The organism is Streptomyces sp. NPDC014727 (assembly GCF_043083485.1).
Classification (GTDB): domain Bacteria; phylum Actinomycetota; class Actinomycetes; order Streptomycetales; family Streptomycetaceae; genus Streptomyces.
On the sequence record NZ_JBIBYR010000027.1, the window covers coordinates 16,091 to 41,507 of the forward strand.

The window sequence follows — 25,417 nt, forward strand, 5'->3', positions numbered from 1 at the left end:
TCACCTGCGAGGTCATTTCACCCGGTGCCGGATCCCGTGGGGTCGGCAGGATCCGGCACCGGGCTGAACGGCGACGGGGTCCGGCCGGTCCAGGTGTTCAGCACGGCACGGGCGGTCTGCCTGGTGACGCCGCCGTCCTGGACCGTGCCGCTGAGCGCGACGTAGAACCGGCCGTCGTCGAGCGAGATGAGCCCGTACTGTCCGTACTGCCCCGGCGCCGGCCATCCGTAGGTGTCCGTCGCGGCGTCGTGCGCCCCCGCACGCAGCAGGGGGAGCAGCAGACCGCGCTCCGGCTTCTGCTGCCCGCGGACGGTGCCGCGCACCGGCTTCCTCGCACCGTCCACGGCGAAGACGGAGTAGTGGGGGAAGCCGGGCTTGGTGCCCTTGTAGACGGCCATCAGCCAGTTGCCGCTGTACCCGTCGTACTCCAGGTTCTGCACGCCGTACGTGGTGTTCCCGGTGTAGGCGAAGAACTTGCCGTCGACATGGGCGGGTCCGCTGGTGTGCGGGTCGGGCTCGGTCAGCGGGCGTTCGTACTTCTTCCACCGTGTGACGTCGTACTGGAGCAGCACCTGATGGTCGTTGTCCGTACGGCCGGCGTTGGCGTACACGCCGTACGCCACCGTCAGCCTGCGCTCGCCGCGACTGCCGCGCCGGTCGCCGAACGCCGGTCCGAACGCGACACCGTCGATGCCGCTGCAGCCGTACCGGTGGTCGGGTGTGCTGCCCGTGTCGCCGTCGAAGACGCCGTCGCCGTTCATGTCGGCGGTGAAGTCCTTCACGACCTCCTTGAGGTAGACGGTGGAGACGACCCCCGTGGACTGGGCGTCCATGTCCATCCGGGTGATGCGGTCGACGTCGAGGATCGCGATGTAGAAGGACTTCGCCTCCTTGTACTCCAGCGAGCCGTAGACCCTGCCGTCCTTCTCGTTGAAGTCCAGATCGCCGAGGTGGCCGGTGAAGCCGGTGACCGAGCCGACCGGCTTGCCCTTGAGGTCGGTCTTGACCAGCAGATTGGTCATCGAGAAGTACATGAAGCCCTTGCGGCGGTCGATGGCCATGCCCTGGACATGGCCCGACTGCCAGGCGCCGCCGTCGACCGACAGCGGCATTTCGCGGTGTGCGGCCGGAGCCGGGGCCGGCTCCGCGGTGGCGGTCGACGCCGTGGCGACCACCGCTGTGCAGGCGAACGCTGCGACGATCGTGGCCGGCAGTCCGCCGAGGTGTCCCGTGTGCGTGCGCATGATCCCTCCGCTGTCGTGGAGTTCGGATGATGCCGGTCGAGCGTGCACTGCGGACCAATGACGCATGAACGAGGGTGTCCGGCAGCAGACGACCGGACTATCAGCCGACGGCCCGTCAGGACAACGGGACACAACGGGAATACCGGCTGAACACGTCGAGCGATGCGCCTGGGACGCGGGCGGGCCCGCAGCTCAGCCGTCGACCGGGCGGCCGTCCTCCAGTTCCACCGCGCCACCGCCGGAGTCGAGCACGTCCAGTGCCGCCCTCAGACGCATCGCGAGACCGTCGCGCAGATAACGGCCGAGGTCGTCGCGCTCGACCAGCTCCCAGGACAGGAGTTCCTCCTCCTGCAGCCGGATCGCCTTCAGGGCGGCCTCGTCCAGCACTCCGCCGTCGTACAGATAGGCGGCGATGGGGGGCCGCTCCGGGCCGCGCGCCCAGTCGATCGCGAGCAGCCGTCCCGGCTTCAGATCGAGACCGATCTCCTCGACCGTCTCGCGGTGCGCGGCCTGCCGGGGGCTCTCGCCGGTCTCGGACTCGACGGTCCCGCCGGGCAGCGCCCAGCCCTCCCGGTAGTTCGGCTCGACGAGCAGCACGAGCCCCCGGGCGTCCCGGAACACGGTGGCGGCGGCGGCCAGCACCCGGGGGAGCCCTGCGATGTAGGTGGCGTAGTCAGTGGTGGTCACGCGGGCAGCGTAGTGGGGAGGTGCCGGGGTGAGCCGACTCTGGGCAGCGGGTATGCGCTGCGGATAGGGTCGGGGGCGGCGCGACTGCCTGTTCGAAAGCAAGGGATTCAAGGTGGCGGACGGAGCAGTGATGGAGACCGCACGCGTGCTCGTCGCGGCGGACAAGTTCAAGGGCTCGCTCACGGCCGTGCAGGTCGCGGAGCGGGTGACGGCCGGGCTGCGGCGCATCGTCCCCGATGTGGGGGTCGAGACCCTGCCCGTGGCGGACGGTGGCGACGGCACGGTGGCGGCGACGGTGGCCGCGGGGTTCGAACGCCGTGAGGCGCGGGTCACCGGGCCGCTCGGAGATCCGGTGACCGCGGCGTACGCGCTGCGCGACACCACCGCGGTGGTGGAGATGGCCGAGGCCTCCGGCCTCCAGCACCTCCCCGCAGGGACGTTCGCCCCGCTCACGGCCACGACGTACGGCTCCGGCGAACTGCTGGCCGCCGCGCTCGACGCGGGTGCCCGGACGATCGTGTTCGGTGTCGGCGGCAGCGCGACCACGGACGGCGGCGCGGGCATGCTGGCCGCGCTCGGGGCCCGCTTCCTGGACGCGGACGGCAAGCCCGTCGGTCCCGGTGGCGGCGGGCTCGCCGACCTGGCCGAGGCGGACCTGTCCGGCCTCGATCCGCGCATGGCCGACGTGGACCTCATCCTCGCCAGCGACGTCGACAACCCGCTGACGGGCCCGAAGGGCGCCCCGGAGGTGTACGGTCGGCAGAAGGGTGCGACGGAGGAGGACATCGCGACCCTCGACGCCGCGCTCGCCCACTACGCTTCCGTCCTCGGCCCGGAATACGCCGCGCTGCCCGGTGCGGGTGCGGCGGGCGGCATCGGCTACGGGGCGCTGGTCGCTCTCGGCGCCCGGTTCCGCCCCGGTATCGAGGTGATGCTCGACGTCCTCGGCTTCGCCCCGGCGCTGGGGCGGGCCACGTTGGTGATCACCGGGGAGGGATCGCTCGACGAGCAGACCCTCCATGGCAAGGCCCCGGCAGGCGTGGCCGCGGCCGCCCGCGCCGCGGGCATCGAGGTGGTGGCGGTCTGCGGCCGCCTCGCCCTGCCACCGGAAGCACTGACCGCCGCGGGTATCAGCCGCGCGTACGCGCTCACCGACCTGGAACCGGACCCCGCTGTCTCCATGGCCCAGGCGGGCCCCCTGCTGGAACGTGCGTCGGAGGCGCTCGCGCGCGACTTCCTGCTGTAGCTCCTCCGGATCGCGACCCTCGACTCGACCACCGGGCACGTCCGGCGTGCGAGGGTCGCGATCGGGAGGTGATCCGGGGCCCGCCCCACTCCCACCGCATCAGCCCACGGAGGGCTCATCCCGACCGCCGCTCAGCCCGGCGTCGGGGCCCGCTCCCGTACCCCCGTCACGTCCTTCGCCGGTGAGGTCGCCACCGGTGAGCAGCTCCGCCAGACACCCGAGCTCCGACGGCAGATCGCGACGCCATGCCATCGTCACGAACGGGGCAAGAATGATCATGCCGCCGTCCAGATGGGGCTTGACCGACACATCGACCATCGTTCCCCGGCGGCTCGGACTCAGCCGGAATTCGAGCTCCGGGGAGTGACGGCCCAGGGGGGTCCACATGCGCGCCCCGCGGAAGGCCAGGTACTCGACGGGTGCGCTCGCGGTGCACGTGAGACGGTGCGCCCGGCGTCGGCCCGGAAACTTGCAGGTGTACTCGTCACCGAATTCCGTGCTGATCGGTCCCTCGATCACGTGATCTATGGTCGATGACCACACGGCCAGATTCCGCGGATCCCGGAGGAACGAGAAGATCTCGTCGGCGGGGCGGGGCACATGGACATTCGCAGACACACGGGGCATGGCTCCACCTCTTACGGCGCCCGTCCGCCCGAGTGTCGGCGTCCGGTTGCCTTCGTCGCGGTGCCGTTCGACCATCAGCCTGCGTCGGATCGCGGGGGCGCGCACCCTTCGCACGGCCGATGGAGTGATTCAGATGCCCTGTCGTGCCACTTTCTCGGAGAGTTGCACACAGAGCCGCTTGATTTCCTGATAGGTGCGGTTCCGCTCGGTGAAGACCGCCGCGAGCAGCAGAGCCGTGAGCGAGATGGATCCGTTGAAAGCCTGGAGCGTGATCATGTCGGTGAGAAAACCGCGCTGGGCGAAGAGGCCGGTCATCCGTCCGGCGGCGAGGATCGCGATGATCCGCCGACGCGTCACGGGGTACTGCCGGCCGGGCAGTATCCCGAGGTGAGGGTGTGTAACGGGCCGCGATCCGGATGCCGGGAAATTGCGGCAGCTCGGCCGGGAGCAGGTGTCGCTGCAGCGCCACGCCCAGCTTCGCGCGGGCGCGCTGGACCCTGATGTTCTCCAGCGCCTGATCCACCAGACGCCCGAGGGTGACCAGGAGCTCCTGGGTATTGTCCGGTGCGCTGCGGTGTCGGTGCACGACGTCCCTGAGCATCTGGGTGTGCCCTTGATGAAACCTCAGCCCTCCTGCCGTCGGGTGCAGGGGGCCGGCGGCAGGAGGTTGCCGCCTCGGCGCCGCCGCCGCAGGCTGGACGTGTGGCAGTCTCCGCGTCCGTCCCGGCCGAGCAGAGCGTCTGGGCCGTCCGTACACCCGGTCCGATCGGCACCGGGCCCCTGACGCACGTACGCCGCAGGGTGCCCGATCCCGGTCCGGGGGAGCTCCTGCTGAACGTCGAGGCGTGCGGTGTCTGCCGCACCGACCTCCATCTGGCTGAGGGCGACCTCCTTCCGCACCGCCCCTCCACGGTCCCCGGCCACGAGATCGTCGGCCGGGTGGCGGCGGTCGGCGACGGGACCGGCCTGTTCCGTGTCGGTGAGCGGGTGGGCGGAGCCTGGCTGCGCGGAACCTGCGGACGCTGCCGGTACTGCCGCGGCGGCCGGGAGAATCTCTGCCCGTGGTCCAGCTATACGGGGTGGGACGCGGACGGCGGCTTCGCCGACACCGCGCTGGTCCCGGAGGCGTTCGCCTACCGGCTTCCGGAGGAGCAGGACGCCGCCCGGCTCGCACCGCTCCTCTGCGCGGGGATCATCGGGTACCGCTCGCTCCGGCGCAGCGCACTGCCGGAGGGCGGGCGCCTCGGGATCTACGGATTCGGCGCGTCGGCCCACCTCGCGGCCCAGGTGGCCCTTGCCGAGGGCGCCACCGTCCATGTGCTCACCCGCTCCGCGGCGGCGCGTGCGCTGGCTCTGGAGCTCGGCGCCGCGTCGGCGGGCGGCGCCTACGACCGCCCGCCGGAGCTCCTGGACTCGGCCATCCTGTTCGCACCCGTCGGGGACCTGGTGCCGGTGGCGATGGAGGCACTGGACAGGTCGGGCACCCTCGCCATCGCCGGGATCCATCTGTCGGACATTCCCGTGCTGAACTACCAGCGCCATCTGTTCCAGGAGCGCAGTCTGCGCAGCGTCACCTCCAACACCCGTGAGGACGGCCGCGCATTCCTCGCCCTGGCCCGACGCGTGGGCATCCGGGCCACGGTGAGCACCTACCCGCTGAGCAGCGCGGACCGGGCACTGAACGATCTGGCGGCCGACCGCGTGAACGGGGCCGCCGTGCTCGTACCCGGCTGATGACCGGGGGTGGCGGTCGACAGGGGCCTGCCCGCGGATCGCCGGCATCCGACCGCACACCGTCCCACCGGCGACGACGGTGCGGTGGTGCCCGCCCGCCGCCAGCCGCCCGCCAGCCGCCCGCGGACCGGACCCACGGCACGCGATCCACGCCGTCTGTGGGACGGCCCCGGCAAAACGGAAGGGCCCCGGGTGCTGGGGAACACCCGGGGCCCTTCCGTATGCGCTTGTTTCTGTGCCGCTACGGCAGCTGAGCCGTCCGTGCCTCACGCCGGTTGCCGCGGAAGGTGTTCACCCTCCGTGCCGTCGCGAAGAGCGGGATGACCGCTCCCAGGACCACCTGGAGCGCACAGCCGGTCTGGAGGAGCAGCTGACCGCCGGGGGCGTCGAACGCCCAGGCGGCGAGGAGCCCCATTGCGGCCACGATCCAGCTGAGCATGGCCACCGCGAGGACGCCCCGCGGCTTCGGGTACTCGACCCGGCTGACCATCAGCCACGCCACTCCGACGATCGCGAGCAGCGTCGGCACGAAGGGCAGCTCCAGGAGCACGATCGAGACGACCGTGAGCGCTCCGAAGGGGCTCGGCATGCCCTGGAACATGCCGTCCTTCATGGTCACGCAGGAGAATCTGGCAAGCCTCAGCACCACCGCCAGCAGCACCACGATCGCCGCCAGCGCCGACACCCGCTGGTGTGCGTCGTCCGCGACCATGCCGTAGACGAGGACGAAGTACGCCGGGGCGAGCCCGAAGCTGATCAGGTCCGAGAGGTTGTCCAGCTCGGCGCCCATCGGCGAGGAGCGCAGCTTGCGCGCCACGAGCCCGTCGAAGAGGTCGAACACCGCGGCGAGGAGCATCAGTATCACTGCGGTGGCCGCGGAGTGCCGCGCCATGCCGCTCTCGTCGCTGCCCGTGAGGTGCGGGATGAGGATTCCGGTGGTGGTGAAGTACACCGCCATGAAACCGCAGGTGGCGTTGCCGAGCGTGAGGGTGTCCGCTATCGACAGCCGCAGAGAGAGCGGCATGTCCTCGCCGGCGTCCTCCTCGGACTCCGCCTCCGGCACCCAGCCGGCCTGTGTGTCGGGATCAATCACGGTCAATTCGAGTCACCCCCGCGGTAGTGGCCTGGCCGACCTCGACCGCGACATCGATACCTTCCGGAAGGTAGATGTCGACCCGGGAGCCGAAACGGATCAGACCGATGCGCTCGCCCTGTTCCACCTTCGTGCCCTGCGGGACGTAGGGGACGATACGACGGGCGACCGCACCCGCGATCTGCACCATCTCGATGTCACCGAGTTCGGTGTCGAAGTGCCAGACAACGCGCTCGTTGTTCTCGCTCTCCTTGTTGAACGCCGGGACGAAACCACCGGGGACGTGCTCGACCGAGGTCACTGTGCCGGCCAGGGGCGCACGGTTGACGTGGACATTCAGCGGGCTCATGAAGATCGCGACGCGGGTGCGTCCGTCCTTCCAGGGCATGATGCTCTGCACCACGCCGTCGGCCGGCGAAATGACCCGGCCCTGCGTGATCTCACGCTCGGGGTCGCGGAAGAACCACAGCATGCCCGCCGCGAGCGCGGTGGTGGGCACGGCCACCGCGGCCCAGCGTCCGGACTTGCGGGCCCGGGTGAGGCTGAGTGCCGCGGTGGCGACAGTCGGGAGGAGCCACGGCGAAGCTCCGCGCGCAAGGCGGACTCCGCCGCGTGGTGCAGAGGTTTGGCTGTCGGGCATGGATGACCTTCGTAGCGGATGATGCCGCGCTGGCAACGGGGGACGGCGGCTTTTCCGGCGATGTTATCGGTTGCGAGCAGCAACTGGGCAAGCCAGCAGCCGAGTCGGACGGCTTGAAGGCACCGCCTGAGGGTGACAGGGTGTGATCTTCTTCGCGGCTAAATCGCCTCGAAAGGGACAATCAACCCTGGAACCGGTACTCCTCAAGGATTCGGCGCCCGATGATCATTTTCTGGATCTCGGCGGTACCTTCACCGATCAGCAGCATCGGGGCCTCCCGGTAGAGGCGCTCGATCTCGTACTCCTTGGAGAAGCCGTAGCCGCCATGGATTCGGAAGGCGTCCTCGACGACTTCCTTGCAGTACTCGGAGGCGAGGTACTTCGCCATCCCTGCCTCCAGGTCGTTTCGCTGCCCGGAGTCCTTTTTGCGTGCTGCGTTGACCATCATCGCATGCGCGGCCTCGACCTTGGTGGCCATTTCGGCCAGCTTGAACTGGATCGCCTGGTGCTGGGCAATCGGCTTTCCGAAGGTCTGGCGTTGCTGGGCGTAGGAAACGCCCAGCTCGAACGCACGCTGAGCGACACCGCAGCCACGCGCGGCCACATTCACGCGGCCGACCTCGACGCCGTCCATCATTTGGTAAAACCCCCGACCGGTGGTGCCGCCCAGTACTCGATTGGCCGGAATACGTAGCCCGTCCATGATGAGTTCGGTCGTGTCGACACCCTTGTAACCCATTTTGTCGATTTTGCCGGGAATGGTGAGGCCGGGGTGGACCTCGCCGAACCCGGGCTCCTTCTCCACCAGGAACGTCGTCATCGACTTGTGCGGGGCGGTGCCCTCGGGGTGGCCTTCGTCACTCCGGCACAGAACAGCGACGAGCGACGACGTACCACCGTTCGTCAGCCACATCTTCTGGCCGGTCAGGACGTACTCCTCGCCGTCCCTGACGCCCTTGGAAGTGATCGCCGAGACGTCCGAGCCCAGTGCCGGCTCGGACATCGAGAACGCGCCCCGGACCTCACCCAGCGCCATCCGCGGCAGGAACGTGTCCTTCTGTTCCTGGGTGCCGTGCTGCTTGAGCATGTACGCCACGATGAAGTGCGTGTTGATGATTCCCGACACGCTCATCCAGCCACGGGCGATTTCCTCCACACATAGCGCGTAGGTGAGAAGCGACTCGCCCAGGCCTCCGTACTCCTCGGGGATCATCAGCCCGAAGAGGCCGAGCTCCTTGAGTCCCTCGACGATCTCGGTCGGGTACTCGTCTCGGTGTTCCAGCTGGGTCGCGACCGGAATGATCTCCTTGTTGACAAAATCCCGGACCGTGGAGAGGATTTCCTGCTGGACATCGTTGAGGCCGGCAGTCTGGGCGAGTCGTGTCATGGCTGCTTCTCCACGTTCTTCTGCGAAGGCTGGGTCGGCTCGGGGCGGCCGGGCTGTTCTCCGCCGCGCTCCTTGATGTAGGTCTCGGTGGGGACCATCACCTTGCGGCGGAACACACAGACGAGCGTGCCGTCCTGTTTGTATCCCCTCGTCTCCACATGGACGATTCCGCGGTCGCCCTTGGATTTTGACGGGGTCTTGTCCAGAACGGTGGTCTCGCCGTAGATCGTGTCGCCGTGAAAGGTCGGCGCGACATGCTTCAGCGATTCGACCTCAAGATTGGCGATCGCCTTTCCGGAGACATCCGGGACCGACATGCCGAGCAGCAGAGAATAAATGTAATTTCCGACCACGACGTTCTTTCCGAAGTCGGTCGTCCTCTCCGCGTAATTGCTGTCCATGTGCAGCGGGTGATGATTCATGGTCAGCAGACAGAAAAGGTGGTCGTCGTACTCGGTGACCGTCTTCCCGGGCCAGTGCTTGTAGACAGCACCGACCTCGAACTCCTCAAAGGTGCGTCCGAACTGCATGATCAGGCCTCCGGCGCTTCGAACTTGGAGGTGCGCTGCATACCGGCCGCGCGGCCCTTGCCCGCGACGACGAGTGCCATCTTGCGGCTCGCCTCGTCGATCATCTCGTCGCCCAGCATCGCCGAGCCCTTCTTGCCGCCCTCCTCGGAAGTGCACCACTCGTACGCGTCGAGAATCAGCTCCGCGTGGTCGTAGTCGTCCTGCGAGGGCGAGAACACCTCGTTGGCCGCGTCGACCTGACCGGGGTGCAGCACCCACTTGCCGTCGAAGCCCAGCGCCGCCGCACGGCCCGCGACCTCGCGGTACGCGTCCACGTCACGGATCTGCAGAAAGGGGCCGTCGATCGCCTGGAGGTCGTGCGTACGGGCCGCCATCAGAATGCGCATCAGGATGTAGTGGTACGCGTCCGCGCCGTAGCCGGGCGGCTGCTGGCCGACGACCAGGGTCTTCATGTTGATCGACGCCATGAAATCGGCCGGGCCGAAGATCAGGGTCTCCAGGCGGGGTGAGGCTGCCGCGATGTCGTCGATGTTCACCAGGCCCTTGGCGTTCTCGATCTGGGCCTCGATGCCGATCCTGCCGACCTCGAAGCCCATCGTCTTCTCGATCTGGGTGAGCAGCAGATCGAGGGCGATGACCTGCTGGGCGTCCTGGACCTTGGGCAGCATGATGCAGTCGAGGTTCTGGCCGGCGCCCTCGACGACCGTGATGACATCGCGGTACGTCCAGTGGGTCGTCCAGTCGTTGACCCGCACGACCCGGGTCTTGCCCGTCCAGTCGCCGTTGTTCAGCGCGTCGACGATGGTGTGCCGGGCGCCCTCCTTGGCGAGCGGCGCGCAGGCGTCCTCCAGGTCGAGGAAGACCTGGTCGGCCGGGAGGCCCTGGGCCTTCTCCAGGAACCGCGGGTTCGAGCCGGGCACGGCCAGGCACGAGCGGCGCGGACGCAGGCGGTTGACGGCAGTCATGCGGGGACCTCCAGAGGGTCGAGCTTGTTCGCTTTCCGGATCTCGTCGACGATACGGCCGATGATCTCCGTGATACCGAAATCCTTCGGGGTGAATACGGCGGCGACACCGGCCCCGACCAGGGCGGCGGCATCGGCGGGCGGAATGATCCCGCCGGCGATCACCGGGATGTCGGCGGCGCCCGCCTCGCGCAGCCGGGAGAGCACGTCCGGCACGAGCTCGGCGTGCGAGCCGGACAGGATGGACAGACCGACGCAGTGCACGTCCTCGGCCAGGGCGGCCGAGACGATCTGCTCGGGGGTCAGCCTGATCCCTTGGTAGACGACCTCGAATCCGGCGTCACGGGCCCGTACGGCGATCTGCTCGGCGCCGTTGGAGTGCCCGTCCAGGCCCGGCTTGCCGACCAGCAGCCGCAGCCGTCCGGCACCCAGGTCGGCCGCCGTTCGGGCGACCTTCGCCCGGACCAGGGCGAGCGGTGTGCCGGGTTCCGCGGTCACCGCGACCGGGGCGGACGACACGCCCGTCGGGGCCCGGAACTCGCCGAAGACGTCGCGCAGCGCCCAGGACCACTCGCCGGTGGTGACGCCCGCGCGGGCGCATTCCACGGTCGCTTCCATCATGTTCTCGGTGCCCGCGGCGGCCTTCTTCAGTGCGGCCAGCGCGTCGGTGGCGCGGGCCTCGTCGCGGTTGTCGCGCCACTCGTGAAGGGCCGTGACGACCCTGGCCTCGTTGGCGGGGTCGACCGTCATGATGGCCCCGTCGAGGTCCGCGGTGAGCGGGTTCGGTTCCGTCGTCCCGTAGATGTTGACGCCGACGATCTTCTCCTCGCCACCCTCGATCCGGGCCCGGCGCGCGGCATGCGAGGAGACCAGCTCCGACTTCAGATAGCCGGACTCGACGGCCGCCATGGCGCCGCCCATCTCCTCGATCCGGTCGATCTCGGCGAGCGACTCCGTCACCAGCTCGTCGACCTTGGCCTCGATGACGTGCGATCCGGCGAAGATGTCCTCGTACTCCAGCAGATCGCTCTCGTGCGCGAGCACCTGCTGGATGCGCAGCGACCACTGCTGGTCCCAGGGCCGGGGGAGCCCCAGCGCCTCGTTCCAGGCCGGCAGTTGGACGGCGCGGGCGCGGGCGTCCTTGGACAGGGTCACGGCCAGCATCTCCAGGACGATCCGCTGGACGTTGTTCTCCGGCTGCGCCTCGGTCAGACCGAGGGAGTTGACCTGGACGCCGTAGCGGAAGCGACGCTGTCTGGCATCGGTGATGCCGTACCGCTCGCGGGTGATCCGGTCCCAGATGCGGCCGAAGGCGCGCATCTTGCACATCTCCTCGATGAAGCGGACGCCCGCGTTCACGAAGAAGGAGATCCGCGCGACCACGTCGCCGAACTTCTCCTCGGGCACCTGACCGGAGTCGCGCACGGCGTCCAGCACCGCGACGGCGGTCGACAGGGCGTACGCGATCTCCTGGACCGGAGTGGCTCCCGCCTCCTGCAGGTGGTAGCTGCAGATGTTGATCGGGTTCCACTTCGGGATGTGGTTGACCGTGTACGTGATCATGTCGGTGGTCAGCCGCAGCGAAGGACCGGGCGGGAAGACGTGCGTCCCGCGCGAGAGGTACTCCTTGACGATGTCGTTCTGCGTGGTGCCCTGGAGCCTGGTGATGTCGGCGCCCTGTTCCTCCGCGACCACCTGGTAGAGCGCCAGCAGCCACATCGCGGTGGCGTTGATCGTCATCGAGGTGTTCATCCGTTCCAGGGGGATGTCCCGGAACAGCACGCGCATGTCACCGAGGTGCGACACCGGCACACCGACGCGGCCGACCTCGCCGCGGGCGAGGACGTGGTCGGGGTCGTAGCCGGTCTGCGTCGGCAGGTCGAAGGCGACCGACAGGCCCGTCTGGCCCTTGGCGAGGTTGCGCCGGTAGAGCTCGTTGGACGCCTCGGCGGTCGAGTGGCCGGCGTACGTCCGCATGAGCCACGGGCGGTCCTTCTGGCGGCCCGTCATGTCAGACGTTCCCGCTGCGCTCGTCGGTCCGCTCCGCAGACGCGTCACGGAACAGGTTGATGGCGTCGAGGTGCTTCTCGCGCAGCTCGTGGTCGCGCACGCCCAGGCCCTCGCGGGGGGCGAGCGCCAGCACGCCGACCTTGCCCTGGTGGAGGTTGCGGTGGACGTCGTACGCGGCCTGGCCGGTCTCCTCCAGGGAGTAGACCTTCGACAGCGTCGGGTGGATCTTTCCCTTGGCCACGAGCCGGTTGGCCTCCCACGCCTCGCGGTAGTTGGCGAAGTGCGAGCCCACGATCCTCTTCAGCGACATCCACAGGTAGCGGTTGTCGTACTCGTGGTTGTAGCCGGATGTCGAGGCGCAGGTGACGATCGTGCCGCCCTTGCGGGTCACGTACACCGAGGCGCCGAACGTCTCGCGGCCCGGGTGCTCGAAGACGATGTCGACGTCCTCGCCGCCGGTGAGCTCGCGGATGCGCTTGCCGAACCGCTTCCATTCGCGCGGGTCCTGGTGGTGCTCGTCCTTCCAGAACGCGTAGCCCTCGGCGTTGCGGTCGATGATCGCCTCGGCGCCCATCCTCCGGCAGATGTCCGCCTTCTGCTCGCTGGAGACGACACAGATCGGGTTGGCGCCACCCGCCAGGGCGAACTGCGTGGCGTATGAACCGAGTCCGCCGCTGGCGCCCCAGATCAGGACGTTGTCACCCTGCTTCATGCCCGCACCGTTGCGCGAGACGAGCTGGCGGTACGCGGTGGAGTTGACCAGACCCGGGGCCGCGGCCTCCTCCCAGCTGAGGTGCTGAGGCTTCGGCATCAGCTGATTGGACTTGACGAGCGCGATCTCCGCGAGGCCGCCGAAGTTGGTCTCGAAGCCCCAGATGCGCTGCTCGGGGTCGAGCATCGTGTCGTTGTGGCCGTCCGAGGACTCCAGCTCGACCGAGAGGCAGTGCGCGACGACCTCGTCGCCGGGGTGCCACGCGTTGACGCCGGGGCCGGTGCGCAGGACGACGCCCGCGAGGTCCGAACCGATGACGTGGTACGGCAGGTCGTGGCGCCGGGTGAGCTCGCTGAGCTTCCCGTAGCGCTCCAGGAAACCGAAGGTGGACATGGGCTCGAAGATCGAGGTCCACACGGAGTTGTAGTTGACCGAGCTCGCCATGACGGCGACGAGTGCCTCACCGGGCCCGAGTTCGGGCACCGGGACCTCGTCGAGATGCAGTGACTTGCGGGGGTCCTTGTCGCGGGTTTCGAGCCCGGCGAACATCTCCGTATCGTCCTTGTGCACGGTCACCGCGCGGTACGACTCAGGGATGGACAGGGCCGCGAAGTCCGCGGCTGTGCTGTCCTGCGATCGGATCGCGTCCAGGATTTCCTTCACGGTGTGCCTCCGGCGGATGGGGGCGCTGAGGGAACGCTTGAGAGTCCCTGCAAGCAGACGGGGAGCTGTGTGGTGTGGAGGTGCTGCCGTCGGTTCGGCTGGTAAGGCTGCGGCTTGCTCTGTGGAGCAGAAGGGTTTGCCTGTGACGCAGGCGTCCGGGCGCGCAGGCATCTTGCTTGCGGGGACAGCCGGCGTACGTGAGGTCTCAGCACGCCGGCCGCCCGGACAACTTCAACGTATGGCACTCCGTGACACCTGGCAAGGCACTCGGTGCCAACAATTTCTCTCACTTGTCACCCGCCGGGCACGCATGAGCAAGGTGAGAGATGTTCTGGGTGGTTACGTCCCGCTGGATGTGATCAGTGCGAGGGCCGGTACACGTACGGGGTCGTGGTGCTCAGGGCCTGGAATCCGAGTCGCTGGAGGATCGGACTGCTCTGGTCGGAGGCGTCGACCTGAAGGTAGCCGCAGCCGCGCTCCGCCGCGATCCGGGCGCGGAAGGCGACCAGGGCGCGGTAGATGCCCCTGCCGCGCCACGAGCGGACCGTTCCGCCGCCCCAGAGCCCCGCGAAGGCCGTGCCCGGGTACAGCTCCATCCTGGCCGAGCTCACCGGCTCGTCGCCCGCCATCGCGAGGACGCCCACGAAACCGTCCGGATCCGCCGACAGCCTGGCCAGCACCTGATGCCGCAGCCGCGACCAGTCCGAGCCGAAGGCCCGCTCGTGGGCGCGCGCCATCAGCTCCACGTCGTCCGCGTCGCTCACGGTGCGCAGCCGGATGCCCTCGGGGAGCTCCACCGTCGTCGAGACGTCCGCCACCGGGGCGACCAGCAGGGTCTCCGGCTGCTCCGCCTCGAAACCGGCGGCGAGAAGCCGCTCCGACAGGTCGGCCGGCCGGTCGTGCGCGTACAGCTTCCACTCGAACTCGTCATGCCCGAGAGCCGTGTAGTGCGCCACCTGCGCCGCGATCGCCGCGTCCGCGTGTGCGGGATCCAGGTCCGGGGCCGACCAGACCACGCCGTTCCAGTCGCGGGCCGTGCCGACCTGCCGTACGACGCCACCGGTGCGTTCGACCCGTACGCCGGGGCCGTCGGGGCGGGCGTGTTCGCGCATTTCGCGGTCGAAAAGGGTCAGAAGTGTGTCGCGATCAAGATTCATCCGCACACCACAGCACCGGGGTGCGGACGCGGCAACCGGGTTTCGGCCCCCTGCCGTCCGGCACGCCCTGGGCTCAGCGGTCCTCGAGCGCCTGCTGGATCGTCCGCATCACTTCGTCGAGCGGCGCGTCCGTGCGCGCCACCGCGACCAGTACCTCGCCCTGCGACGCCACCGAGGCGGCCGGCTGCCTCGTCGGTTCGACGCCGGCGATCCGGCCCGCGCCGATACCGCTCCCGAACGTGTCGCGGACGATGGAGAAGGCGTGGTCGAGCTGGGCCTCCACGTCGCCCTCGCCGCCCGCCCGCAGCCAGCGGCGCAGCACGTGGTTGTGCGCGGTGACGACAGCGGAAGCCGCGACCTCGGCGAGCAGGGGGTCGTCATTGCCGACATCGTGATCGCGCTCGTCGAAATGGCCCAGCAGATACCGCGTGAACAGCCGCTCGTAGCGGGCCACCGAGGCGATTTCGGCCTCGCGCAGCGTGGGAACCTCACGAGTCAGCTTGTAACGCGCCACGGAGACCGCGGGCTTCGCCGCGTACATCTTCATGACTTCCTTGATGCCGCGGCAGACGGTGTCGAGCGGGTGCTCGTGCGCAGGAGCCGCGTTGAGGACGGCCTCGGCCCTGACGAGGGTGTCGTCGTGGTCCGGGAAGATCGCCTCTTCCTTGGAGCGGAAATGCCGGAAGAAGGTTCGCCGGGCGACGCCCGCGGCGCCCGCGATCTCGTCGACCGTCGTCGCCTCGTACCCCTTCGTGGCGAACAGCTCCATCGCCGCGGCGGCCAGTTCGCGGCGCATTTTGAGCCGTTGGGCGGCGGCGCGGGTGCCTGCGGCACTCTCCGGGGTGTCGGGCGCGGCGGAGACACGGGGGGACCTGGCGGGCTGGGACATGGTGTGAACGTACTGCATCGGTGCGGGTGAATGTGCCTGCGGGGCAGGGCTGCCCGAAGGGCCGAGCAGCCCTCCCCATCCGGCTCCCGGCTCAGCGCCGGGCATATTCGCGGAAGCCGCGCCCCGTCTTTCGACCGAGGCAGCCGGCGGCCACCAGATGTTCGAGCAGCGGCGCCGGGGCCAGGCCCGGGTCGCGGAACTCGTTGTGCAGAACTTTCTCGATGGCGAGCGAGACATCGAGCCCGACGACATCGAGGAGCTCGAACGGACCCATCGGGTAGCCGCCGCCCAGCTTCATCGCGGCGTCGATGTCGTCGAGGCTCGCGTAGTGCGCCTCGACCATCTTGATCGCGTTGTTGAGGTAGGGGAACAGCAACGCGTTCACGATGAAACCGGCCCGGTCCCCGCAGTCCACCGGGTGCTTGCGGACCTTGACACACACCTCGCGGGCGGTGGCGTGGACGTCGTCCGCGGTGAGCACCGTACGGACGACCTCGACCAGTTTCATCGCGGGCGCCGGGTTGAAGAAGTGCATCCCGACGACGTCCTGCGGACGCGAGGTGGCCCGCGCGATCGCCACGACCGGCAGCGACGAGGTGGTGGTGGCGAGCACCGCACCGGGCTTGCAGACCTTGTCCAGCGTCCCGAACAACTGCTGCTTGACCGTCAGGTCCTCGGCGACCGCCTCGACCGCGAGATCGACATCGGCGAAGGCGTCCAGCGAACCGGCCGCGGTGATCCGGGCCAGTGTCTCGTCCCGGGCCTCGGCCGTCAGTCGTCCCTTGGAGACGGAACGCTCCAGCGACTTTCCGATCCGGGCCTTCGCCGCGTCCGCCTTCTCCTGACCGCGGGCGGCGAGCACCACGTCGTAGCCGGCCTTCGCGAAGACCTCGGCGATCCCCGAAGCCATGGTGCCGGAGCCCGCCACCCCCACCGAGCGCACCGTGCGCCCGGTGGCCGTCGCCGCGCTCTCCCGCGGGGTCAGCGCGTCCGGCACCACGGTCTGGCTGCCGGGTCCGGTGTACGTGTAGAAGCCGCGGCCCGATTTGCGGCCGGTCAGCCCCGCCTCGCTGAGCTGTCCGAGCACCGGAGCGGGGGCGTGCAACCGGTCGTGCGACGCGGAGTACATCGCCTCCAGGACGGTGCGGGCGGTGTCGATCCCGATCAGGTCGAGGAGGGCGAGCGGGCCCATCGGCAGGCCGCAGCCCAGCTTCATCGCCGCGTCGATGTCCTCACGGGAGGCGTAGTTCGCCTCGTACATCGCGGCGGCCTGGTTGAGGTATCCGAACAGCAGGCCGTCGGCGACGAAGCCCGGCCGGTCGCCGACCGCGACCGGCTCCTTGCCCAGGCTGCGGGCCAGCTCGGTGACGGCCTCGACGGCCGGCGGCGCGGTCAGCACCGACGAGACCACCTCGACCAGCTTCATCGCGGGCGCCGGATTGAAGAAGTGCAGGCCGAGCACGCGCTCGGGGCGCAGCGACTCGGCGGCCAGCCGGGTCACCGACAGGGCGTTGGTGCCGGTCGCCAGGATCGCGGTGGGGGAGACGACCGCGTCGAGTTCTCGGAAGACCTGCTGCTTGATCTCGTACGACTCGGGAACGACCTCGATGACCAGCTCCGCCTCCGCGGCGGCCCGGAGGTCACCGAAGGTACGGAACCGGGCGAGGACGTCGCTCCGCTCCTGCTCCGTGATCCGCTCGCGCCGCACGGCGCGGGCGGTCGAGGCTTCCAGGGCGGCGACGGCCTGACGGGTGGCCGCCTCGCTGATGTCGATACCGATGACCTCGTGGCCGGCGCGGGCGAGGACCTCGGCGATGCCGGTGCCCATGGTGCCGAGACCGACGACGGCGATGGTGCTGAGCGGGATGTCCATCACGGGACTCCAGAGAATGAGTGACGACTGTGAGGAAGCACGGCGCGCGTCGCAGGACGAAGGGGCGCCAGGTGTGCGGAATTGCGTGTCGTGGCGTTCAGTGCCGGGGCGTGCTGGGCACGCCCGGACCGGGAAGGGGCGACGGACTCTGTCCCGGAGTCACGTCTCGCGAAGCTGCCGAACCGACAAGCACTCCGAGTGGCTGCGTCACCAGGCCACCGGAGCAAGCGGGGAGTGTGTCCCGCTCACATGAGGTTAACCGGTCGGTAACGAGCGCACCAGTCCTGAGGTGTCGTGCGCCATGTCACATTCACCCCGGTTCTCGATACATAGAGTTCCCATCGATACGCTGAGGGTCATGGATGAGGAGTTCCGCTCGCTGACGGACCGACTGGCCGACGAGGCGGGTGAGTCGGCGGCGTTCCGCAGGCTGCTCGTCACCGACGACGACGAGGAACTGGCCGGCGTCCTCGTGGAAGCCGAACGCCCGCTCTGGGCAAGGGAGATCGCCGCGTTCCGGCTCGGCTGTGCCGGTGACCGACGGGCCTTCGAGGCGCTGGTCCTGCTGCTCAACCACCGCGACCCGGAGCGCTGCGTCTGCGCCGCACACGCCCTGGAGCGCCTCGGCGACCCACGCACCCCCCGGGCCGCCGCCGCCCTCGCGACCAACACCCTGCGCACCGCGTACGCCCTGCGCCCGGTGCGGTTGCTGACCGCGCTCCGCGCCCCGGAGTCCGTACCGGCGTTGATGGCCACCCTGGAGCCGCTCCTGGCCCCGGAGGAACCGCACTGGCGGGTGGCGCTGGCCTGCGTGGAAGGGCTCGGACAACTCGCGGACGAGCGGGCCCGTCCCCTCCTGGAGGCGGCGCTGCCGCACCCGCGACTGGGGGGCGCGGCCCGCGACGCGCTCAGCCGGCTGCGGGGGGCCTGACGGGGGGCGGATGTCCCGTCCCCGTGCGGGGCCCGTCCCCGTGCGCCGGACCGGCGCGGACGCGTTCAGACGGCGCCGGGGAACCCGAGGGCGCGTACGTACCGCAGCTCGGGCACGAGCGCACCGTCCACCTCGAAGGACTCCTCGGCGCCGTCGGGAAGGAAGCCGGCGCGCTCGTAGAAGCGGCGGGCCGGGGCGTTCTCCCGCAGCACCCAGAGCGCCAGGTCCGGGAAGCCGTCCGCGGCGGCGCGAGCGAGCAGCTCCGCCATCAGGGCGCGCCCGGCCCCGGTCCCGATCTGCTCGGGCAGCACGTAGATCGCGTACAGCTCACCCCGGTCCGGTCGCCTGCCGTCCTCGCGGGACGGGCCGTAGCAGCCCCAGCCGATCACGCCGAGGCCCGCCCGTTCGGCCACCACGTTCACCACCGTGCTGCCCTCGTCGAAGAATCCACGGCGCCGTTCCGCGTCCTCGGCGATGTCCATGGCGTCCAGATACGACTGCGGCATGAGCCCGGCGTACGCGGCCTGCCAGCCGCGCACCCGGACCTTTGCGACGGACTCGCAGTCGTCGACCGTCATGTCGCGTACGAGCACATCGGGCTCGTTCCGTATCGTCATGCGGGTCATCCTGACGCACGCGCCAGGATGACCCGCACCGGATATCGGCCCGGTCCCCGGACCGTCAGCCGCGGAAGCCGAGCAGACCGTGCAGGGTGCTGCCCCTGCTGCCGGAACCCGTTCCCCGGGCCGCCTTCGCCGCGGCCCCGCCGGTCAGTGGCTGCGGGTCGGGGGACTTGGCGCAGACCGCGTCCGCGTCGTCCTGGCCGCCCCTGCCGCGCGGGACGGTGCCCTTGGCGAGATAGTCGGCCAGATAGGTGTCCAGGCAGTCGTTGCCGCTCAGCGTGATGCCATGATTTCCGCCGCCCTGCTCGACGACCAGGCTGGAACCGCGCAGCTTGCGGTGCAGGGTGACTCCGCCCTCGTACGGCGTGGCAGCGTCCTCGGTGGCCTGGAAGAGCAGCACCGGCGGCAGGTCGCTGTTGGAGACCTGTACCGGGTTCAGCGGTGCCACCGGCCAGTCGGCGCACGGCGCGTTGTACCAGGTGTTGTTCCAGGTGAAGAAGGGGGCCTTCTCATGCACCCTCCAGCTGTCGTTGCGCCAGGTGTTCCACTCACGGGGCCACGGGGTGTCGCGGCACTGCACGGCCGAGTACACGGAGTACCCGTTGTCGCCCTTCGCGTCGACCGCGCCGAACCGCTTGTACGCCTCCACGAGCCCTTCCTCGTCGTGGTCGTGCACATACGCGGCGAACGCGTCGGCCAGGTAGGGCCAGTAGCCGTTGTAGTAGCCGCCCGGCAGGAAGGTGTCCTCCAGTTCGCTCGCTCCGACCCTCCCGCCCGCGGGGTGGGCCTCGACGGCTTCGCGCATCGCGTACCAGGCTTCCTCGACCTTCGCCGGGTCGCTGCCGAGCCCGTACGTGGTGTCGTGCTTCGCCACCCAGGCGGCGAACGCCTTGTGGCGGGCGTCGAAGGCGTAGTTCTGGCCGATGTTGTCGTCGTACCAGACGCCCTCGGGGTCGACGTTCGAGTCGAGCACCAGGCGCCGCACCCGCTCCGGGAACAGCTTGGCGTACACGGCGCCGAGGTAGGTCCCGTACGAGTAGCCGAAGTAGTTGAGCTGCCGGGAGCCGGTCGCCTGCCGGATCACATCGAGGTCCTTGGCGGCGCTGACCGTGTCCATGTGGGGCAGCAGATCCGGGTACTTCTCCCCGCACGCCCTCGCGAACGAGGCGGCCCGGTTCCGGTTGGCCTGCTCGACCACGGGCGAGTCCGGGGTCGATTCGGGACGCAGTGGATCGAAGTACTTGGGTACGCAGTCCAGCGCGGGCTCGCTCTTCCCGACGCCGCGCGGGTCGAACCCGATCACGTCGTACTGCGCGGCCACCGTTTTCGGCAGCGAGGACGCGACGAAGCCGGCCATCGAGAGGCCGCTGCCCCCGGGGCCGCCCGGGTTGACCAGCAGCGGCCCCTGGAAGGTCTTCGCGGTGTGCGGGATCCGGGACAGGGCGAGCGTGATCCGCTGGCCCGACGGATCGTCATGATCGAGCGGTGTGCTGACCGATGAGCACTGCAGCGTCGGATACGACGCGGTGCCGCAGTCGGTCCACCGGAGCTGGGCGGCGGCGCGCCGCGCGCCGGTGTCGGCGGTTGCCGGGGACGGGGCGGCGGTCACCAGACCGGCGACCGTCGCCCCGACGGCGAAAAGAATTCCTGGACGTTTCGTCATATGGCCTCCCGTGGTGGGGGAAAGACGGCCGCGCGTGGCGCAGCCCCCGCCGCATGCTCCCCGTATTCGTGCCCGGGAGGACATGTTCCGTTGAGAGTTGACCCAATTGCCTGACTCCGATGCGCCGGGCCCGCCCGTGTCGGAGTCAGCGGGTCACAGGAGGGTCAGCTGAGTGGACCCGGGGTCGTCGAGGGGCGGCCGCTGCTCCCGGCGTACGGGGAGCCGGCGGGCCGAGCCCCGGTGCGAGGGTCCGATGCCGAACTCGGTCGCCAGCTCGTGGACGTACCGCGTGATGCGCCGCTGGTACCACTTGGGCGCGTAGGCGCCCTCGGCGTACAGCCGCTCGTACCGCCGCACCAGCTGGGGGTGGTGCTGCCCGAGCCACCGCATGTACCACTCCCGGGCGCCGGGCCGCAGGTGGAGCACGAGCGGGGTCACCGAGGTCGCCCCGGCCGCGGCGATCGCCCGGACCGTGGCGCGCAACTGGTCCGGATGGTCGCCGAGGAACGGGACGACGGGCGCCATCAGCACGCCGCAGTCGATGCCGTTCTCGCTCAAGGTGCGGACGGCGTCGAGGCGGCGCCGGGGGGAGGGGGTGCCGGGCTCCACGGTGCGCCACAGCCCCTCGTCGACGAAGCCCACGGAGACGGAGATGCCGACTTCGGTGACCTCGGCCGCCTGCCGCAGCAGCTCCAGGTCGCGCAGGATCAGTGTTCCCTTGGTCAGGATGGAGAACGGGTTCGCGTGATCGCGCAGCGCCGCGATGATGCCGGGCATCAACCGGTAACGGCCCTCCGCGCGCTGATAACAGTCGACATTGGTCCCCATCGCGATGTGCGCGCCGTGCCAGCGGCCGGACGCGAGCCGGTCGCGCAGCAGTTCCGGGGCGTTGATCTTGACGACGATCTGGGAGTCGAAGCCGATCCCGGTGTCGAGGTCCAGATAGCTGTGGGTCTTGCGGGCGAAGCAGTAGACGCAGGCGTGCGTGCAGCCCCGGTAGGGATTGACCGTCCACTCGAACGGCATCCGCGATGCGCCCGGCACCCGGTTCACGATCGAGCGTGCCCGGATCTCGTGGAAGGTGATCCCTCTGAACTCAGGAGTGTCAAAGGTGCGCGTGGTCACCGCGTTCGCGGCGAAGAGCGCGCCGGTCCCGGCCTCCCGGGTGTTCTCGACCAGATTTTCCCAGCGCATGGGCGCCTCCTCGGTAGCACTGGACAGAGAATAGAACACTTGTTCCCTTGATCGTTTTCTCCCCTTCGTCCCGGCCCGGATTTTGAACGAGGTTCCCCGAGGTGGTTGGCTCAGCACACCCCCGAACAACCGAGTGCTGGAGGAACAGCCATGGCGCAGGTCGAGGCAACGACGGAGCGAGTCATCGCGGCGGACGCGGAGACGGTGTTCGACGCGCTGGCCGACTACCAGGAGGCCCGGCGCAAGGTGATGCCCGGACAGTTCAGCGAGTACGAGGTGCGCGAGGGCGGCGACGGCGAGGGCACGCTGGTCCACTGGAAGCTCCAGGCCACCAGCAAGCGGGTGCGCGACTGCCTGCTGGAGGTCACCGAGCCCACCGACGGGCAGCTCGTGGAGAAGGACCGCAACTCTTCGATGGTCACCACCTGGACCGTCACTCCGGCCGGTGAGGGCAAGTCGAAGACGGTCGTGTCGACCGTCTGGAACGGCGCCGGAGGCATCGGCGGATTCTTCGAGAAGACCTTCGCGCCCAAGGGACTTGGGCGGATCTACGACGAGCTGCTGCGCAACCTCGCCGCCGAGGTCGAGAAGTAGCTCCACGCGCGCTTGACCGGCCTCACCGGTTCGGGTGGTCTTCTCGGCCCGCCGGTTGTGCGCCGTAGTGGCTCCGACCGGGGGCTAAGCCCCCCGAGTGCGCTGCCGGCGCCCCCCGCCGCGTTTGCCCTACCTGTTGCTCGATGCGAGAAATGGGCGGCGCAGACGCGACGAGGGGAGCGGCACGTGGTGGGTGGGATCACTCTGTTCGAGGACGAGCCGAACGGTACGGGGGCCACCGAGGCGGCGACCACGCTGCCGATTCCGCCGCCCTCGTCGCCGCCCGCCGGGGAGAAGGCCGTCCCCGCCCCGTCCGCCGAGCCCGCGACCAGTCCTCGCCACATCCGGCTGGTCTTCCTCGGACTCATGCTGACGCTGCTGCTCGCGGCGCTCGACCAGATGATCGTCGCCACGGCACTGCCGAAGATCGTCGGTGAGCTGCACGGCCTGGAGAAGATGTCCTGGGCCGTCACCGCCTACCTCCTCGCCTCCACCATCGGCCTGCCGATCTACGGAAAGCTGGGCGATCTCTTCGGGCGCAAGGGCGTCTTCCAGTTCGCCATCGTCGTCTTCGTCATCGGTTCCGCGCTGGCCGGCTGGTCCCGCACCATGGACGAGCTGATCGCCTTCCGGGCGGTCCAGGGCGTCGGTGGCGGGGGACTCATGATCGGTGTCCAGGCGATCATCGCGGATGTCGTACCGCCGCGGGAACGCGGCCGGTTCATGGGGCTCATCGGCGCCGCCTTCGGCCTCGCCTCGGTCGCGGGGCCGCTGCTGGGCGGGTTCTTCACGGACCACGCCTCCTGGCGCTGGTGCTTCTACATCAATGTCCCGTTCGGCCTGATCACCCTCGCCGTCATCACCGTCGTCCTCAAACTCCCCCGGCCCACCGTCCGGCCCCGCCTCGACATCCTGGGCGCCCTGCTGCTCGCGGCGGCCTCCACCTGTCTGGTGCTGCTGACCAGCTGGGGCGGGACGGAGTACGCCTGGGGGTCACGCACCATCCTGGGGCTCGCAGCCGGAGCCGCCGGAACAGCGCTGCTCTTCCTCGTCGTCGAGCACCGGGCAGCCGAACCGATCATTCCGCTGCGGCTGTTCCGTGACTCCGTCTTCAATGTCACCGCCCTCGTCGGCGCGGTGGTCGGAGTCGCGCTGTTCGGCGCCGCGAGCTATCTGCCGACCTTCCTGCAGATGGTCGACGGAGCGTCGGCCACCGAATCCGGCCTCCTGATGCTTCCGATGATGGGCGGCATCGTCGTGGCGTCCATCGTCTCCGGCCAGCTGATCTCGCGCACCGGCCGATACCGCGTCCACCCGATCCTCGGCGGCGCGTTCTCGGTCCTCGGGATGTGGCTGCTCTCCCGGCTCGAAACGGACACCCCGCACCTCGAATACAGCTTCGCGCAGGCGGTGCTCGGTATCGGGATCGGCCTGATCATGCCGGTACTGGTGCTCGCGGTCCAGAACTCCGTTCAGCCCGCCGACCTCGGCGCCGCCACCAGTGCCAACAACTACTTCCGGCAGATCGGCGGCAGCGTCGGCGCCGCCGTTTTCGGGACGCTCTTCGCGGGCCGCCTCGCGGACGCGCTCGCCGCCCGCCTGCCGTCCGGCGCCGACCTCCCCGACCCCGAGTCGATCACCCCGCAGCTGGTCCATGCCATGGAGCCCGCGCTGCGCGACAGTTATATCCAGGCGTACGCCGACGCGATGCCGCGGATCTTCCTCTACCTCGTGCCGGTGCTCGTGCTCGGCCTGTTCCTCGCCTTCTTCCTCAAGGAGAAACCGCTGGTGTCCCACCACAGCCCCGAAACCGACGCCGAGTCCACCACCGGGTCGGCACCGATCCCCGCAGCCCGCGTCACCGCCGCCCCGCCGCCCGTGTACCTGTCGGGTGTTCCGGTGAGCGGCAGCGTCCAGCACCCCGACGGCACCAAGGTCCCGAGTGCCGCCCTCACTCTCATCGACGTCCAGGGACAGCAGGTCGGGCGGGGCGCGAGCGGCGACGACGGGAGGTACGCGCTGAGCGTGCCCGGCGCCGGTGCGTACGTCCTCATCGCCGCGGCGGGCGGGCACCAGCCGCAGGCCGTCAGCGTCACCGTGGGCGAACGGCCCGTCGAGCTCGATGTGGTGCTCGGCGGTGCCGGGCGCCTCGCCGGGTCCGTCGTCACCGCCGACGGCATCCCCGTGCGCGATGCCGCCGTCACCCTCACCGACGTGCGCGGCGAAGTGGTCGCTTCCACCCGCAGTGGTCGCGAGGGAGGTTATGTGATCTCGGAGCTGGTGGCCGGCGAGTACACCCTCGCAGCCAGCGCCCCCGCCTTCCGGCCCGCCGCGCTGCCGGTGAGCGTGCAGGCCGCCAGGGAGACCCGGCAGGACATCGAACTCGCCGGGGGCGCGGTGCTGCGCGGCATCGTGCGGGCAAGTGGTGGCCGGCCCGTCGAGGACGCCCGGGTCACGCTGCTGGACGCGGCGGGCAACGTGGTCGACACGCTCACCACCGGGCCCGACGGGGCGTTCCGGTTCGTGGACCTCTCCACCGGTGAGTACACGGTGATCGCGGCCGGGTATCCGCCCGTGGCCACCGTCCTCCAGGTGGCCGGCGGCGGACGCACCGAACGTGACCTCCAACTGGGGCACGAGGACTGACCGGGGAACAGCCGGCCGGCCGGGGACCGGACCGGCCGGACCCACGACGAACCCGCCCCGGCCGCACTGCTCGACGCCGACTTTCACGACGAGTCCGGCCGCGGCCCGCTGGTGGTGAGCAGCCTCGCACGCGAATGGGGCAGCGGCACCACGGCGCACGGCAAGACCGTCTGGTTCGAACAGACACTCGGCCGGGTTCCGCGCCCCAGGGCCGCACATCTGGTGAAGGATGCCGTTCCGGGGGCGGATGGTGTGCGTGGTCTTGCCGCCCCGGCCCCGGGAGGGTAGGCCGGACCTGAGCAACATCCCT

22 protein-coding genes are annotated in these 25,417 nt (G+C 69.7%); 5 read left to right on the forward strand and 17 right to left on the reverse strand.

Annotated elements, in window-relative coordinates:
* Positions 1 to 17 precede the first annotated feature (17 nt).
* Entirely contained in the window at positions 18 to 1,244 is a 1,227-nt protein-coding gene (locus tag ACF1B9_RS30495) for a hypothetical protein (RefSeq protein WP_391746066.1), read from the reverse strand.
* A 192-nt stretch (positions 1,245 to 1,436) separates the two neighbouring features.
* Positions 1,437 to 1,931, reverse strand: coding sequence for an NUDIX domain-containing protein (locus ACF1B9_RS30500; protein WP_391746064.1), 495 nt, complete (start codon positions 1,929 to 1,931; stop codon positions 1,437 to 1,439).
* A gap of 130 nt (positions 1,932 to 2,061) precedes the next feature.
* Here ACF1B9_RS30500 and ACF1B9_RS30505 point away from each other — a divergent pair, with 130 nt between their 5' ends.
* On the forward strand, positions 2,062 to 3,177 hold the full coding sequence (locus tag ACF1B9_RS30505; protein WP_391746062.1) for a glycerate kinase: 1,116 nt from the start codon (positions 2,062 to 2,064) through the stop codon (positions 3,175 to 3,177).
* 99 nt (positions 3,178 to 3,276) lie between these two features.
* Here ACF1B9_RS30505 and ACF1B9_RS30510 read toward each other — a convergent pair whose 3' ends face one another.
* The gene (locus tag ACF1B9_RS30510) at positions 3,277 to 3,879 is read right to left on the reverse strand and encodes an SRPBCC family protein (RefSeq protein ID WP_391795952.1); all 603 of its coding nucleotides are present in this window, start codon (positions 3,877 to 3,879) and stop codon (positions 3,277 to 3,279) included.
* Positions 3,880 to 3,933: 54 nt separating this feature from the next.
* Positions 3,934 to 4,161, reverse strand: coding sequence for a hypothetical protein (locus tag ACF1B9_RS30515; protein WP_391746058.1), 228 nt, complete (start codon positions 4,159 to 4,161; stop codon positions 3,934 to 3,936).
* Positions 4,162 to 4,506: 345 nt separating this feature from the next.
* Here ACF1B9_RS30515 and ACF1B9_RS30520 point away from each other — a divergent pair, with 345 nt between their 5' ends.
* Positions 4,507 to 5,538: a zinc-binding alcohol dehydrogenase family protein gene (locus ACF1B9_RS30520; protein ID WP_391746056.1), complete on the forward strand. Its 1,032-nt coding sequence runs from the start codon at positions 4,507 to 4,509 to the stop codon at positions 5,536 to 5,538.
* A 241-nt stretch (positions 5,539 to 5,779) separates the two neighbouring features.
* Here ACF1B9_RS30520 and pssA read toward each other — a convergent pair whose 3' ends face one another.
* The 10 genes from pssA to ACF1B9_RS30570 all read right to left on the reverse strand — a co-directional run bounded on the left by pssA (position 5,780) and on the right by ACF1B9_RS30570 (position 17,456).
* Complete coding sequence (pssA, locus tag ACF1B9_RS30525; protein ID WP_351080570.1) at positions 5,780 to 6,637, reverse strand: CDP-diacylglycerol--serine O-phosphatidyltransferase; 858 nt, start codon at positions 6,635 to 6,637, stop codon at positions 5,780 to 5,782.
* Complete coding sequence (locus tag ACF1B9_RS30530; RefSeq protein WP_351080572.1) at positions 6,624 to 7,271, reverse strand: phosphatidylserine decarboxylase; 648 nt, start codon at positions 7,269 to 7,271, stop codon at positions 6,624 to 6,626. Before ACF1B9_RS30530 ends, pssA begins: the two co-directional genes overlap by 14 nt.
* A gap of 181 nt (positions 7,272 to 7,452) precedes the next feature.
* Complete coding sequence (locus ACF1B9_RS30535; RefSeq protein ID WP_391746055.1) at positions 7,453 to 8,658, reverse strand: acyl-CoA dehydrogenase family protein; 1,206 nt, start codon at positions 8,656 to 8,658, stop codon at positions 7,453 to 7,455.
* Positions 8,655 to 9,188, reverse strand: coding sequence for a MaoC family dehydratase (locus ACF1B9_RS30540; protein ID WP_391746052.1), 534 nt, complete (start codon positions 9,186 to 9,188; stop codon positions 8,655 to 8,657). Before ACF1B9_RS30540 ends, ACF1B9_RS30535 begins: the two co-directional genes overlap by 4 nt.
* Positions 9,189 to 9,190: 2 nt before the next feature.
* The gene (locus ACF1B9_RS30545; RefSeq protein WP_391746050.1) at positions 9,191 to 10,153 is read right to left on the reverse strand and encodes an HpcH/HpaI aldolase/citrate lyase family protein; all 963 of its coding nucleotides are present in this window, start codon (positions 10,151 to 10,153) and stop codon (positions 9,191 to 9,193) included.
* A complete protein-coding gene (locus ACF1B9_RS30550) occupies positions 10,150 to 12,162 on the reverse strand; it encodes a protein meaA (RefSeq protein ID WP_391746048.1) in 2,013 nt (670 codons plus the stop codon). The genes ACF1B9_RS30545 and ACF1B9_RS30550 overlap by 4 nt, the downstream gene beginning before the upstream one ends.
* 1 nt (position 12,163) lies before the next feature.
* Positions 12,164 to 13,537 (reverse strand): crotonyl-CoA carboxylase/reductase, encoded by a 1,374-nt coding sequence (ccrA, locus tag ACF1B9_RS30555; RefSeq protein ID WP_391746046.1) that lies wholly within the window; start codon positions 13,535 to 13,537, stop codon positions 12,164 to 12,166.
* Between the two features lie 359 nt (positions 13,538 to 13,896).
* Positions 13,897 to 14,694: a GNAT family N-acetyltransferase gene (locus ACF1B9_RS30560; RefSeq protein ID WP_391746044.1), complete on the reverse strand. Its 798-nt coding sequence runs from the start codon at positions 14,692 to 14,694 to the stop codon at positions 13,897 to 13,899.
* Between the two features lie 73 nt (positions 14,695 to 14,767).
* Positions 14,768 to 15,583: a TetR family transcriptional regulator gene (locus tag ACF1B9_RS30565; RefSeq protein ID WP_391746042.1), complete on the reverse strand. Its 816-nt coding sequence runs from the start codon at positions 15,581 to 15,583 to the stop codon at positions 14,768 to 14,770.
* A 91-nt stretch (positions 15,584 to 15,674) separates the two neighbouring features.
* Positions 15,675 to 17,456: a 3-hydroxyacyl-CoA dehydrogenase family protein gene (locus ACF1B9_RS30570; protein WP_391746040.1), complete on the reverse strand. Its 1,782-nt coding sequence runs from the start codon at positions 17,454 to 17,456 to the stop codon at positions 15,675 to 15,677.
* Positions 17,457 to 17,814: 358 nt separating this feature from the next.
* On the opposite strand from ACF1B9_RS30570, the gene ACF1B9_RS30575 reads away from it, so the two are divergent.
* The gene (locus ACF1B9_RS30575; RefSeq protein ID WP_391746038.1) at positions 17,815 to 18,387 is read left to right on the forward strand and encodes an adenylosuccinate lyase; all 573 of its coding nucleotides are present in this window, start codon (positions 17,815 to 17,817) and stop codon (positions 18,385 to 18,387) included.
* Between the two features lie 65 nt (positions 18,388 to 18,452).
* Here ACF1B9_RS30575 and ACF1B9_RS30580 read toward each other — a convergent pair whose 3' ends face one another.
* The 3 genes from ACF1B9_RS30580 to ACF1B9_RS30590 form a co-directional block, all read right to left on the reverse strand.
* Positions 18,453 to 19,004 carry a GNAT family N-acetyltransferase gene (locus tag ACF1B9_RS30580; RefSeq protein WP_391746036.1) on the reverse strand — a complete coding sequence of 184 codons (552 nt, stop codon included), beginning with the start codon at positions 19,002 to 19,004 and terminating at the stop codon, positions 18,453 to 18,455.
* 64 nt (positions 19,005 to 19,068) lie between these two features.
* Complete coding sequence (locus ACF1B9_RS30585; RefSeq protein WP_391746034.1) at positions 19,069 to 20,673, reverse strand: alpha/beta hydrolase; 1,605 nt, start codon at positions 20,671 to 20,673, stop codon at positions 19,069 to 19,071.
* A 153-nt stretch (positions 20,674 to 20,826) separates the two neighbouring features.
* A complete protein-coding gene (locus ACF1B9_RS30590) occupies positions 20,827 to 21,867 on the reverse strand; it encodes an Rv2578c family radical SAM protein (RefSeq protein ID WP_391746032.1) in 1,041 nt (346 codons plus the stop codon).
* Between the two features lie 150 nt (positions 21,868 to 22,017).
* Between ACF1B9_RS30590 and ACF1B9_RS30595 the strand changes: the two genes are divergently transcribed.
* On the forward strand, positions 22,018 to 22,461 hold the full coding sequence (locus tag ACF1B9_RS30595; RefSeq protein ID WP_376281419.1) for an SRPBCC family protein: 444 nt from the start codon (positions 22,018 to 22,020) through the stop codon (positions 22,459 to 22,461).
* A 186-nt stretch (positions 22,462 to 22,647) separates the two neighbouring features.
* A complete protein-coding gene (locus ACF1B9_RS30600) occupies positions 22,648 to 25,107 on the forward strand; it encodes an MFS transporter (protein WP_391746029.1) in 2,460 nt (819 codons plus the stop codon).
* Positions 25,108 to 25,417: the final 310 nt, after the last annotated feature.